We start from the raw sequence: 12,182 nt of genomic DNA on the forward strand, positions 1-12,182 counted from the left end.
GGCCAGGCGGGGGGAGAGCACCGAGTATGCGCCGGATTCGCCACGTCGATGCATCGTAGTCAGACATTTTTAAATGCGAATCGACCCTTGGAAAATCGCACGGGAAACCGGCCGGCACGCGCCGACGAGTCGGGTAGTCTGCATACCGGAATGATTGCTCGTCTTGTTGCGCCGGCCGCGCGCACATACGCTCTGCGTCCTGTTCGCGGACATGTCGTCCGCCCCGATCCGAGGACCTGCCATGTCGCTTCCCGCCAGCGCCGCGAAATTCGATCCGTCACGCGCACACGAATACGCCGAGCAATCGCGCATCGCGCTCGCCGGCTACGATGCGTGCCACGAACTCACCGCATGCATGCTCGCGTCGGCGATCGGTGCGGCCGATGCGCGGATGCTCGTCGCCGGCGCGGGCGGCACGGGCCAGGAAATCTGCGTCGCGGCCGCGCTCGAACCGGGCTGGCGGTTCACGGCCGTCGACCCGTCCGCGCCGATGCTCGCGCTTGCGCGCTCGAACGTCGAAGCCGCGGGTTTCGGCGCGCGTACGGCGTTCGTCGAGGACGGCGTCGACGCGTTGCCCGACGTGCCCGCGTTCGACGGCGCGACGCTGATCGGCGTGCTGCATCACGTGCCGGGCGACGACGCGAAGGCCGCGCTGCTGCACGCGATCGCGCGACGCCTGAAGCCCGGCGCGCCGCTCGTGCTCGCCGGCAACCATCGCCGCTACGCGGACCACCCGCGCCTGCTCGACGCGTGGCAGCAGCGCTGGCGCATGAAAGGCGCCACGCCCGACGCCGTGCGTGCGCAACTCGCGAAGATCCTGCAGGGCGCCGATCCGCCCGCGTCCGAGGAAGCCGTGTTCGCGCTGCTGCGCGACGCGGGGTTCGACGCGCCGCTGCGTTTTTTCGCGAGCCTGTTCTGGGGCGCGTGGATCGCGGTGCGGCGCGCATGACGGTTCGGCGCGGCACGAAACGGCGCGCGCAACGCTATTTGCGTGCGCAACGGATGCGCTCGGTATGATGTCGTTCCCGCCCCCTTCCGGCCTCGACATGCTCACCGTCCATCACCTGAACAACTCGCGTTCGCAGCGCGTGCTCTGGCTGCTCGAAGAACTGGATGCGCCGTACGAGATCGTGCGCTATGAACGCGATCCGAAAACGATGCTCGCGCCGGCCGAATTGCGCGCGATCCATCCGCTCGGCAAGTCGCCCGTCGTGACCGACGACGGCCGCACCTTCGCCGAATCGGGCGCGATCATCGAATACCTGGTCGACCGCTACGGCGACGGGCGTCTCGCGCCGCCGCCCGGCTCGCCCGAGCGGCACGACTACACGTACTGGCTGCACTACGCGGAAGGGTCGGCGATGCCGCCGCTGCTGCTCAAGCTCGTCGCGCTGCGGATCGCGCATGCGCCGATGCCGTTCTTCGCGCGGCCGATCGCGCGCAAGATCGCCGCGACGCTGCAGTCGGGATTCGTCGATCCGCAGATCGACCTGCATCTCGGCCATGTCGACGGCACGCTGGCGCGCAGCGGCTGGTTCGTCGGCGACGGCTTCAGCGCGGCCGACATCCAGATGAGCTTTCCGCTCGAAGCCGCGACCGCGCGCGGTGGCGGCAGCCGGTATCCGGCGATCGCGCGCTTTCTCGACACGATCCATGCGCGGCCTGCGTACCAGCGGGCGCTGGAACGCGGCGGCCGATACGATCTGCTCAAATAACCGGCGTCAGCTCAGCAGCCCCGCCGCGACGTTGATCGACAAGCCGAGCACGGCCATGTTGAAGTAGAACGACAGGATCGATTGCGCGAGCACCGAGCGCCGCGCGGAACGATTCGCGAGCGACACGTCGGCCGTCTGCGACGCGACCGCGATCGTGAACGCGAAATACAGGAAATCCCAGTAATCGGGCTCCGGGTTCCGGTCCGGGAAACGGAGCGCGCGGTCGCTGCTCGGCGAGCCGTAATAGAGCCGCGCGTAGTGCAGCGTGAAGATCGTCGGAATCAGGAACCACGCGCCGAACAGCGTCGCGCCCGTAATCGCGTAGTGGCTGAGCCCCGCGCGAAAGCCGACGCTCTTGGCGGTCGCGAGTTCGATCGCGATCGCGGCCACGCTCGCGACGGTCGCAAGGCACACGACGGTCAGCACGGTCGTCGCGTTTTCGTCCTCGCGGATCGCGACTTCGCGCACCTTGTGATGATGCGCGGTGACCATGCGCACCCACATCAACACCAGATACAACCAGACCGCGCAATCCCAGCCGATCAGTGCCCGCGCGGTGGCTCGCAGCGGAAGCGGCAGCAGCACCGCGCACAGCACGCCGGCGACGAACGCCGCGACCATGCGCGGCCGGTTGCGTAATACCTGCGGATAAAGCGTCATCGTGTGATTCCGAAAGCGGATGGAAAGGGTTCGGCCGCGCGCGCGGCAGCGCCGGCGCGCAACGCACCCCGATTATCCTCATTCCGTCGTGACGTGGCGATGGGCGCGCGCGCCCAAGGAGCGCCTAAGATAACGGAATGACCGCCACCGCCCTGCTCTGCCGCCATCCCGCGAACACGGCCGGCCGCGACTTCGTCGTCGGCGACCTGCACGGCTGCGTCGACGTGCTGCGCGCGCTGCTGCACGACGTCCGCTTCGATCCGGCCCGCGACCGGCTGTTCTCGGTCGGCGATCTCGTCGACCGCGGCCCGGCCTCCGACACCGCGCTCGACCTGCTCGACCGGCCGTGGTGCCACGTCGTGCGCGGCAATCACGAGGAAGTGCTGAGCCTCGTCGCGCGCGGCAAGCTGCCGCCCGACGCATGGCGCGGGATCGGCGGCGACTGGGGCGCCGACCTGCCGCCGGAACGGCTGCGCGCGCATGCGGTGCGCGTCGACGCACTGCCGCTCGTGCGCGTGATCGGCGACGGCCCCGCGCGCTTCAACGTGCTGCATGCGGAATTCTTCGGCTCGGACGCGGATCTCGATACCGGCAGCTATCCGCACGACGTGCGCGAGCGGCTGATCTGGGGCCGCGATCTCGTCCAGGGGCTCGCCGATCCGGCGCTGCAGGCCGGGCTGTCGCTGACCTGCACCGGACACACGCCGGTGCGTGAGCCGCAGCGGATCGGCGCGCAATGGTTCATCGACACGGGTGCGTTCGCGCCGGCCGGGCGGCTCACGCTCGCCGAGCCGCGCACCGGCCGCACGTGGTCGATGACGCAGGCCGAAGCGCGCGAGCGCCACGCGGGCGACTGGGCGCTGCCCTGACGCGCCGGCCAAGCGAACGCTAGCCGACCTGATTCAGTTCGAACACCGCATCGACGGCCGAGCCGTTCCAGTTGTATTCGAGATAAGCCGCATGCTGGCAGTCGCGCAGCAGCGTCGTGCGGAACGCGGCCAGACACTCGCCGCGCGGATCGCGCACCGACGGATAGATGATCCCCGCGCCGCCGGCATGGCGCACCGCGCGGCCGAACGCCTGCCCCGCGCCGTAGTCGACCGGGTCCAGCAACGCGGGATCGCGCTGCGGCCACGTGCGCACGTCGGCGACGTCGCCATGCGCGAACACGGTATAGAGCCGCATCTGCTGGCGCATCGGCGGCTCCTTCGTCGCGGCGAGGAACAGCCCGCTGTGATAGCGCGTTTCGGCGATCGCCGTGTCGCGCGAGCGCGTGCAGTAGAACACGCCGTAGCTGCCGTCCGAAAAACGGCTGCCCAGCGGATTCAGGTGCGTGAACGCGGCCATGATCGGCCCCCAGCCCTGCCCGTAGCGGCGCTCGGCCGGCGGCACGAGGTCGAGCGTGCCGACTTCGTTGCGGATGCGGTCGTTGGTCAGCGATTCGAGTGCGTAGAGCGCGTCGAAATCGTCCGCCGACGCGACGCGGTCGAACAGGTTGATGGCCGGAAAACGGGTGGGAATCACGCGATAGGCTGGCGCCCAGTCGACGGTGGTCATGGGCCACCGGGTGACTTCGATCGGTGTCGTCACGCCCAGCCACCCCGCATCGCGTCGAGATATTGCCGGACGGCCACCAGATCGCCGACGTTGCCGGCCAGCATCCGGTCGAGCGCGCGCTTGCCGCCGAACGGCGCCGCGTCGTTGGGCCGCTTGACCCATGCATCGGCCGCGGCCGGCTGCGGCAGCAGGATCTGCAATGCCTTGTAGATGCCGAGCAACAGCGATAGCCGCTCGAGCGTATCGCGCGGCAGGCGGGCCGATTCCGGCGCGGCCTTCCACTTGAAGAACGTCGAGCGGCCAGGCGACCCGAGCAGCACGATCTGCTCGTCGATCGTCAGTTCCCAGTCGCGCGCGATGTTGAAAAACGCGCGCAGGCCGGCGGCCGACATCTGCGCGACCGAAGCGTGCGGCACGGCGGAATGCGACTCGTACGCGGGCTGTGACATGATCGTTAGTCTCGAAACGAATTTACTAACAAGATTAGTCCATTCTCGTATTTTTGCAAGGGTCGCACCCATCGATCGTCACACCGATCCGCTCAATCGATATTTTTTGTCCATTCTGGACTCTTATTTTATTTTCTGCGTTAATGACCGTGCGGACACCGCGTCACGGCGCGGGTCGTGTCCGTGGAAACCGTGTCGCCCAGAACCCGGATGCACCACGCCAAGGAACGCACCATGAAGAGACTGATTGCCGCCGTTTCGATCGCCCTGCTCGCGGTATCCGCAGGCCCCGCCATCGCGAAGGACTGGACCACGATCCGCTTCGGCACCGACGCCAGCTACGCGCCGTTCGAGTCGAAGGCGCCGGACGGCAAGCTCGTCGGCTTCGACATCGATCTCGGCAACGAGATCTGCGCGCGCCTGAAAGCGAAATGCGTGTGGCTCGAGAACGATTTCGACGGGATGATTCCGGCGCTGAAAGCGAAGAAGTTCGACGCGGTGCTGTCGTCGATGTCGATCACGCCGCAGCGCGCGCAGCAGATCGGCTTCACGACGAAGATCTACAACCAGCCGACGCGGCTCGTCGTGAAGAAAGGCTCGTCGCTGCTGCCGACCGCCGAATCGCTGAAGGGCAAATCGATCGGCGTCGAGCAGGGCACGACGCAGGAGACGTATGCGAAGGCGTACTGGGGCAAGCAAGGCGCGAACGTCGTGTCGTACCAGAACCAGGACGGCGTGTATGCCGACCTGATCGCCGGGCGCCTCGACGCGGCGCTCCAGGATGAAGTGCAGGCCGCGATCGGATTCCTGAAATCGCCGCGCGGCGCGAACTACACGTTCGTCGGGCCCGAGCTCGTCGACGAAAAGGTGCTCGGCATCGGCGCCGGCATCGGCCTGCGCCAGGAGGACACCGACCTGAAGGCGAAGATCGACCGCGCGATCGCCGACATGGTCAAGGACGGCACCTACAAGCGGCTCGCGTCGAAGTACTTCGACTTCGACATCTACGGCGGTTGAAAAACGGCGTCGCGCGCGTACGGATTACTGCTTCCGTCGCGCGCGTCCGACCGCCCCTCCCCTTCAACCGGATGGCAACGGCGGCGCGTGGTTCGCCGTTGCATCGAATGCCTGCCTTCCTGCATCGCGTGCAGCACGATGCGTCGACCATCGTTCGGATAACGGATCAATCGTTCGCGGAAATGATGGCCGTGCGAACGAACGTCGTGCCGCTCGCGTCAATAGGCGAAGATCGGACGTCGCGGTATCGGCGCCCGTGTGCACATGCCCATGCGGATCGGATTCGCGTGCAGGAAAGTGCCGACCCGGCGCGGATGACCGGCAAGCAGCCGGATCCGCCTCGCACCGGGCGCGGAGAGATGGCCTGTCGTCGCATGCCGGTCGGCCGCAAGCGCGACGTTCGAGCGGCGATGTCCCGAATCACTGCGATCGCGGCCTGCGGACCGCGGCGTGTGATGATCGATCATTTTTCTACCCCGTTTGCTGTCTGATGTTTGTTCCGGCAACCGGACGATGCCGATGCCCCGGCGATCGGGCGACGACGTTTCCTGCTCGCCGTGACGCGGCCCGCTGCACCGCGCCCGGCCGCCGCATCCCCGCGGACTGCATCCTGGTCGATCGCGGCGGCTTTCGCTGCCTGACCGGACGGATCTCGCGCCGTCGACTCTCGCATGCCCTTCATCGCAAGGAGCGGGCCAGCGCTGCGCAAGCCCGGCCGGACAAGGCGGTGACCGAACCGGCTGGCGGCCGGAACGGGCGCGGAATGCCGGAAGTTACGAAACTGAAACATCGGCGCCGCGGCACGCGCCGGCCGCGCAACGGCGGGGCCTTGCGGAATAAGGCTGAACAATGGAGCGCGGAATTTTTACCGGCGGCGGACTGGCCGATCGACCCGGTTCGTCGCGGAAATTCGCGTGGGGGCCAACGCGAAATGTTTCATGCGCTTTACATGCCCGGCTGCGGCAAGACGCACCGCCCGTCGCTGCCGGACGCTGGACGCGGCGGCCGATCGCATGGCTATACTGCGACACCGCTTCACGCGATTTCACGCAACCTCGCGCCCCCCGCCCACGATGATCCGTACCTTCCATGCCGCCGAGCGCGCGAGACTGATCCGCTTCGGCGTGTCGGGCCTGGGCTCGACCGCGCTGCATGCGCTGATCGCCGCCGCGATGTTCGCGCTGTTCGACGCGACGCCCGTCATCGCGAACGCGACCGCGTTCGTCTGTTCGACCGCGTTCTCGTATCTCGCCAACACGCTGTGGAGTTTTTCGTCGCCGGTGACGTGGGGCAACTTCGTGCGCTTTCTCGCGGTCGCGATGGCCGGCCTCGCCGCGACGATGCTGCTGGCGCACGCAACCGACGCGCTCGGGCTCGCCCGCGCATGGAGCATGCGTCGCGGTCGTGCTGTGCGTGCCGCCCGTCACGTTCGTGCTGCATCGGCTGTGGACCTATCGGTGAGCCGCGCCGCACGCATCGCGCGCGCCGCTCATCCGACCCGCTGATGCCCCGCGTCGTCCGACGGCGCGCCGTCGTGCCCGCCGCTGTCGCCATTCCCGCCGTTGCCGCCGGTGTTGTCGTGATCGTTCAGCCCGTGCTCGATCATCATCCGGTAGAGCGTCACGCGTGAAATGCCGAGTTCGGCGGCGGCCTTGTTGATCCGGTGGTCGTTGCGCAGCAGCGCGTTCTCGATCGCGGTGCGCTCGGCCAGCGACCGCGCCTGTTCGAGCGTCACCGGTTCGGTTTCCCCGGGCGTCTCGAGCCCGAGATCGTGCGGCGTCAGCAGCCGGCTCTCGGCCATCACGATCGCGCGCCGCACGCGGTTGATCAGTTCGCGCACGTTGCCGGGCCATTCGTAGCGCCGCATCGCGTCGAGCGCGGCCGACGTGAAGCCGCTGATCTTGCGACCGCTGTCGGCCTTGAATTTCTGCAGCACGTAGTGCGCGAGGATGTCGATGTCCTTGCCCCGCGCGCGCAGCGGCGGCTCGTGGATGCGCAGCACGCACAGCCGGTGATAGAGATCCGCGCGGAAGCGCCCGGCCTCGACCGCGCCGTCGAGATCGACGTGCGTGGCCGAGATGATCCGCACGTCGACCGCGATCGATTCCTGCCCGCCGAGCCGCTCGATCTTGCCTTCCTGCAGGAAGCGCAGCAGGCTCGCCTGGCTTTCGACCGGCATGTCGCCGATCTCGTCGAGAAACAGCGTGCCGCCGTTCGCCGATTCGATCCGGCCCGCGCGCCGCTGGTTCGCGCCGGTGAACGCGCCGCGTTCATAGCCGAACAGCTCCGACTGCAGCAGGTGATGCGGAATCGCGCCGCAATTGATCGCGACGAACGGCCCCTTGCCGCGGCCGGAGCGCTCGTGAATCGCGAGCGCCGTGAGTTCCTTGCCGGTGCCCGACTCGCCCGAGATGAACACGCTCGCGTCGGTCTTCGCGACCTTGCGGATCGTGCTGAACAACTGCTGCATCGCCTCGCAATTGCCGATCATCCCGTGTTCGCCGATCGACGCCGCATAGGCGGCGCCGTCGACGCGATCGAGCGCGGCCATCCCGCGCGCATGGCCGAGCACGTGCGAAATCCATTCGTACGGCAGCGGCAGCGTCACGTAGTCGAAACAATAGCTGCGGATCAGTTCGCGCACGGCGGGGCCGATCGTGATGCCGGCCTGCGCGATGGAAATCCAGCCGATTGCCGGCTGGCTCAGGCACATCTTCAGCGCGGGATAGTCGCGCGACGTGAACCCGGTGAAATCGACCAGCCCGGCGGCCACGCTCACGCCGGAGGTCATGTTCTGCGCGGCGCCGGCCGTCTTCGCGACCGCGATCTCCCAGCCGAGCCCGCGCAGTTGTGCGAGCAACGGCTCGTCGGGCGTGCGCATGATCACGAACAGCTTGCGTCCGGCCTCGGGAGCGGTGACGGACACGTCCGTCATCTCGGGCGCCGCCTGCCCGTTTGCGTCGGGTGACCTTGCAACCATCGTTGTTCCCCGCTTGGCGTTGGTATCGCGCGCCGGCTCACCGCCGCGTACGACGGACACGATCGAACCGACATATTGGCCGTATTTCCGTCCGAATAAAATCCCCCTGCGCATGAATCGCGCCGGCGGTCGACGTTGCCATGAACGGTATATCGATGCGGCCGGCCTGCGGCTGGATGGGTGTTATCCCGGAGGCGGGCACGGCGCGCGAGTGGAAAGGGCCGGCGCCGTGCGCGCACAGCCGCGCCGGCGCTGGCGCGCGGCGATTGCGCGCGACGCGGCGCACGTCTGATCGGCGTGCCGGCGCATGCGTGCGCAACCGCTCGGCCAGGCAGGCGGGCGCCCGGGCAACCGGTTCCGGTTGATTTGCGTCAATCGTCGGAAGCAGTCAGATGATGCACGCACGCAACATGCGCGGCGCCCCGCCGTGCGGCGGGTGGCCCGGTCAGCGGCCCGACGCGAGCGGCGCCGGCGCGTTCGCGCGGCCGCGGCCGGCCGGCGTGCCGCCGTGTTGGCCGTAGCGGGCGGCCAGCGCGTCGACCCGCGCGAGATGGTGGCGATTGTCGTGATCCCACGGGTGGAAGCCCGGCCGGAAAAAGCTCAGCCATTCGCCGGCGATGCGCGGGAACAGCCCGCGGCGCGGCCCGTACAGGAACGCGAGCACCCGCAGCAGGCCGCGCACGTGATGGCCGGCGCGGCGATCGCGCCACAGCAGCGTCACATGGATCAGGAACACGGTCGGCCAGAACGTCAGCGTCGTCAGCAGATACACGCCGATGCGGATCAGGTAACGGCGCAGCCCCGGCTTCATCGCGGCATTCCACACGTCGAACGACACGGCCTTGTGCTCGGTTTCCTCCAGCGCGTGCCACAGCCACATCTGCCGGTAGCCTTCGACCGAACCGGCCAGGCGCGTCGGGTCGCTCAGCAGCCAGTCGGCGAGCATCGCCGTATAGTGCTCGGCCGCCACCGTGTGCGCGAGCTGCATCGAATGCGGCAGCTTGCGCTTCAGGTAGCCGAGCACCGTCCACACGCGCTTGTCGAGCTTGCGCGCGGGCAGCCGGTTCGCCTGCATCAGCTCGTTGTATTCGACGTGCTCGCGCGTGTGCATCGCCTCCTGGCCGATGAAGCCGAGCACCTGCTGCCTCAGCACCGGATCGTCGATCCGGTCGCGATAGTAGCGCACCGAATCCATGAAGAAACGCTCGCCGGCCGGAAACAGCAGCGATAGCGCGTTGAAGAAATGGGTCACGTGCGACCCGAGGCCATGCCAGTCCTTCGCGCGGTCGACCGGCAGGTCGAAGCGCAGGTCGCGACGCACCGGCATGATGCCGGCTGCGGTGGCGGAAGCGGCTGACTTCATGTTCATCGTTCTCCTGTTGCGGAGCGGCCCGGCGCATCGTCCGACGCAGCCGGCGCAAGCCCGGGCGGCACATCGCGCGCCGCCAAATCCTGACATCGACAGATGTAAAGATAGGCCGCGCGCGCCGGCGCACGCAAGCCGCGCGGTAGATGCGCGCTTCCAAACAGGGCACGGTCGGAACGGCGTAAAAAACGGCGCGCGAGCGGCGCCCGGACAGGTCGCGATTCGAACGCGCGGGTTGGCGTACGGGTGACGCGCCGGAACCGGTTCGGCACCGCGCCGCCCGCCCGCAAGCCTCGTGTGGCGGGCGTGCCGTGGAATCCGGCAACGGTCGTGCAGCCTGCGGCAACGCGTGCCGGTCGCATCGATTCATACACTCGGCGCCCTCGCGTGGTGCAACCTCGGCGCCGCGACGCGCGAAAAATTCAAACGCGCGTTCCAATGGCGTGTCGGGCGATCCCGCGCGCGGCGCTCCGCCACGCTGGGCGATACGCTTGCCGACACGCGTACGGCGGCGCGAAATCCGCACGCGCCGGCCCGCTGCGCGCTCGCCTACAATAGCGGTTTTACGTCACGCTCTTTCAGGAGAAATCATGTCCGTCATCACGACCGAATCGGGCCTCAAGTACGAAGACCTGACCGAAGGCACCGGCGCGGAAGCGCAAGCCGGCAAGACCGTCAGCGTCCACTACACGGGCTGGCTGACCGATGGTCAGAAATTCGATTCGAGCAAGGATCGTAACGACCCGTTCGCGTTCGTGCTGGGCGGCGGCATGGTCATCAAGGGCTGGGACGAAGGCGTGCAAGGGATGAAGGTCGGCGGCGTGCGTCGCCTGACGATTCCGCCGCAACTCGGCTACGGCCCGCGCGGCGCAGGCGGCGTGATTCCGCCGAACGCGACGCTCGTGTTCGAAGTCGAACTGCTCGACGTCTGACCCCGCATCCGGCCGCTTCCTTCGGATGGAACGCATCGCCTCCCCCGCCATCGCGCTGCGCCGCTACGCCACGTGCGAAGCGTCGGACGTGCACGACTTCCACCAGGTCGTGCTCGGCGTCGATGGCGCGATGGTGATGGCGGTGGACGGGGTCGGCCGGCGCATCGACCGGCACGCGGCCTGGCTGATTCCGGCCGGCGCGCGCCACGACTACGCGGGCCTCGACGACAATCGCCAGCTCGTGATCGACCTGCCCGCCACATCGCTCGCGGTGCCGCAGCGGCTGTTCGACCATGCGCGCGCCGTGTCGATCGCCCCGGCGCTCACGTCGCTCGTCGCGCAGGTCGCGGCCGTCGCCGTGCAGCACGATGCGCCGGCCGGCGACGCACGGCAGGCGGCCGCGCACCGTTTCCAGTGGCAGGCCGCCGCACGCCTGTGCGATGCGCTGCTCGACGATGCCGGCATTGCCGCGCCCGCGTCGGGCCTCGATTTCGCGCGCATCGACCGCTGGCTGCGCGCGCGGCTCGCCGATCCGCTGCGCATCGCCGATCTCGCCGCGCACTGCGGCTACGGGATGCGCCGGTTTCATCAGCTGTTCGTCGACGCGTTCGGCGAAACGCCGCATCGCTACCTGCAGCGGCTGAGGCTCGACGCAGCGGTCGTGCTGCTCGCCGACGGCCGGCATTCGCTCGTCGACATCGCGGGCAGCGTCGGTTTCGCCGATCAAAGCACGTTCACGCATGCGTTCACGAAGCGCTTCGGCGTCGCGCCGGGACGCTGGCGTGGCGGACGGCACTGAACGGCCCAGCGACGCCGGTTTTCCCGCGATAGCGGATGCGGCGCTCGCTCGCGCCGTGGCATTACGGCCGAATGAGCTTCGACAGCCGCTGTCCGTTCCGTGCGAGGCCGTGCCGCGCATGAACGCGCCGCGCGTCCAGCCGATGGTCGCCACGCACCGCGCTCACCGACGCGTCGTGCCCGCTTCGTCACCGATCTTCTTCACGATAGTCTCGGCCGCCTTCACCGGCCGGCCGTCGTCGTGCCGCAGCGCGAGCTTGCGGATCGCGCGCCCGGTGCCGCGGTCGACCAGCACCGAATGCGGCTCGCCGCGCGCGAACAGGTTGACCTCGCCCCACTGCCGCAGCATCACGATGACCGGAAACAGCCCCTCGCCCTTTTTGGTCAGCACGTACTCCTGATACGCGGTGCCGTCGGACGCCGGCACGACGTCGAACACGCCGGCGTCCACCAGCCGCTTCAGCCGGTCGGACAGGATGTTGCTCGCGACGCCGAGGCTCGCGCGGAAATCGCCGAAGCGGCGCACGCCGTCGAACGCATCGCGCACGATCAGCAACGCCCAGCGATCGCCGACGATATCGGTCGCGCGCGCCACCGGGCACGCCGAATCCGCAAGACTTTTCTGCCTGGCCATCTTCCTCTCCACAATTGCGCCGGCGCCTTCGCAGGCATGCCGACCATCCGTGCGCGGGCCTTTGGCCCGTCACC

General features: G+C 68.4%; 13 protein-coding genes and 1 pseudogene. 8 read left to right on the top strand and 6 right to left on the bottom strand.

Features of this window, described 5'->3' with window-relative positions; translation table 11 throughout:
• Positions 1 to 241 precede the first annotated feature (241 nt).
• Entirely contained in the window at positions 242 to 949 is a 708-nt protein-coding gene (locus KR541_RS16855) for a class I SAM-dependent methyltransferase (protein WP_050017972.1), read from the top strand.
• A gap of 97 nt (positions 950 to 1,046) precedes the next feature.
• Positions 1,047 to 1,715, top strand: coding sequence for a glutathione S-transferase (locus KR541_RS16860; RefSeq protein WP_124631290.1), 669 nt, complete (start codon positions 1,047 to 1,049; stop codon positions 1,713 to 1,715).
• Between the two features lie 6 nt (positions 1,716 to 1,721).
• Here KR541_RS16860 and KR541_RS16865 read toward each other — a convergent pair whose 3' ends face one another.
• A complete protein-coding gene (locus tag KR541_RS16865; protein ID WP_050017971.1) occupies positions 1,722 to 2,375 on the bottom strand; it encodes a DUF1345 domain-containing protein in 654 nt (217 codons plus the stop codon).
• 137 nt (positions 2,376 to 2,512) lie between these two features.
• Between KR541_RS16865 and KR541_RS16870 the strand changes: the two genes are divergently transcribed.
• Complete coding sequence (locus tag KR541_RS16870) at positions 2,513 to 3,244, top strand: metallophosphoesterase (RefSeq protein ID WP_216089659.1); 732 nt, start codon at positions 2,513 to 2,515, stop codon at positions 3,242 to 3,244.
• A 19-nt stretch (positions 3,245 to 3,263) separates the two neighbouring features.
• Here KR541_RS16870 and KR541_RS16875 read toward each other — a convergent pair whose 3' ends face one another.
• Both KR541_RS16875 and KR541_RS16880 read right to left on the bottom strand, forming a co-directional pair.
• Positions 3,264 to 3,932: an RES family NAD+ phosphorylase gene (locus tag KR541_RS16875; RefSeq protein WP_124639103.1), complete on the bottom strand. Its 669-nt coding sequence runs from the start codon at positions 3,930 to 3,932 to the stop codon at positions 3,264 to 3,266.
• Between the two features lie 29 nt (positions 3,933 to 3,961).
• Entirely contained in the window at positions 3,962 to 4,381 is a 420-nt protein-coding gene (locus tag KR541_RS16880) for an MbcA/ParS/Xre antitoxin family protein (protein ID WP_050017968.1), read from the bottom strand.
• Between the two features lie 234 nt (positions 4,382 to 4,615).
• Here KR541_RS16880 and KR541_RS16885 point away from each other — a divergent pair, with 234 nt between their 5' ends.
• The 3 genes and pseudogenes from KR541_RS16885 to KR541_RS16895 all read left to right on the top strand — a co-directional run bounded on the left by KR541_RS16885 (position 4,616) and on the right by KR541_RS16895 (position 6,859).
• The gene (locus KR541_RS16885; RefSeq protein WP_089489721.1) at positions 4,616 to 5,398 is read left to right on the top strand and encodes an ABC transporter substrate-binding protein; all 783 of its coding nucleotides are present in this window, start codon (positions 4,616 to 4,618) and stop codon (positions 5,396 to 5,398) included.
• Between the two features lie 107 nt (positions 5,399 to 5,505).
• Entirely contained in the window at positions 5,506 to 5,889 is a 384-nt protein-coding gene (locus tag KR541_RS16890) for a hypothetical protein (RefSeq protein ID WP_179233161.1), read from the top strand.
• 582 nt (positions 5,890 to 6,471) lie between these two features.
• Positions 6,472 to 6,859 (top strand): annotated as a pseudogene (locus KR541_RS16895) (GtrA family protein).
• Positions 6,860 to 6,887: 28 nt separating this feature from the next.
• On the opposite strand, the gene KR541_RS16900 reads toward KR541_RS16895, so the two are convergent.
• Together KR541_RS16900 and KR541_RS16905 are read right to left on the bottom strand one after the other, a co-directional pair.
• Positions 6,888 to 8,378 carry a sigma-54 dependent transcriptional regulator gene (locus tag KR541_RS16900; RefSeq protein ID WP_050017964.1) on the bottom strand — a complete coding sequence of 497 codons (1,491 nt, stop codon included), beginning with the start codon at positions 8,376 to 8,378 and terminating at the stop codon, positions 6,888 to 6,890.
• Positions 8,379 to 8,823: 445 nt separating this feature from the next.
• Positions 8,824 to 9,741, bottom strand: coding sequence for a metal-dependent hydrolase (locus KR541_RS16905; protein ID WP_216089660.1), 918 nt, complete (start codon positions 9,739 to 9,741; stop codon positions 8,824 to 8,826).
• A gap of 593 nt (positions 9,742 to 10,334) precedes the next feature.
• On the opposite strand from KR541_RS16905, the gene KR541_RS16910 reads away from it, so the two are divergent.
• Both KR541_RS16910 and KR541_RS16915 read left to right on the top strand, forming a co-directional pair.
• Positions 10,335 to 10,676 (top strand): FKBP-type peptidyl-prolyl cis-trans isomerase, encoded by a 342-nt coding sequence (locus tag KR541_RS16910; protein ID WP_006479474.1) that lies wholly within the window; start codon positions 10,335 to 10,337, stop codon positions 10,674 to 10,676.
• Positions 10,677 to 10,701: 25 nt separating this feature from the next.
• The gene (locus KR541_RS16915) at positions 10,702 to 11,475 is read left to right on the top strand and encodes a helix-turn-helix transcriptional regulator (RefSeq protein WP_050017963.1); all 774 of its coding nucleotides are present in this window, start codon (positions 10,702 to 10,704) and stop codon (positions 11,473 to 11,475) included.
• A 162-nt stretch (positions 11,476 to 11,637) separates the two neighbouring features.
• Here the strand turns inward: KR541_RS16915 and KR541_RS16920 are convergent, their stop codons facing one another.
• A complete protein-coding gene (locus KR541_RS16920; protein WP_050017962.1) occupies positions 11,638 to 12,108 on the bottom strand; it encodes a winged helix-turn-helix transcriptional regulator in 471 nt (156 codons plus the stop codon).
• Positions 12,109 to 12,182: the final 74 nt, after the last annotated feature.

Origin of the sequence: Burkholderia sola (assembly GCF_905400185.1) — a bacterium.
Taxonomy (GTDB): Bacteria; Pseudomonadota; Gammaproteobacteria; order Burkholderiales; family Burkholderiaceae; genus Burkholderia; species Burkholderia sola.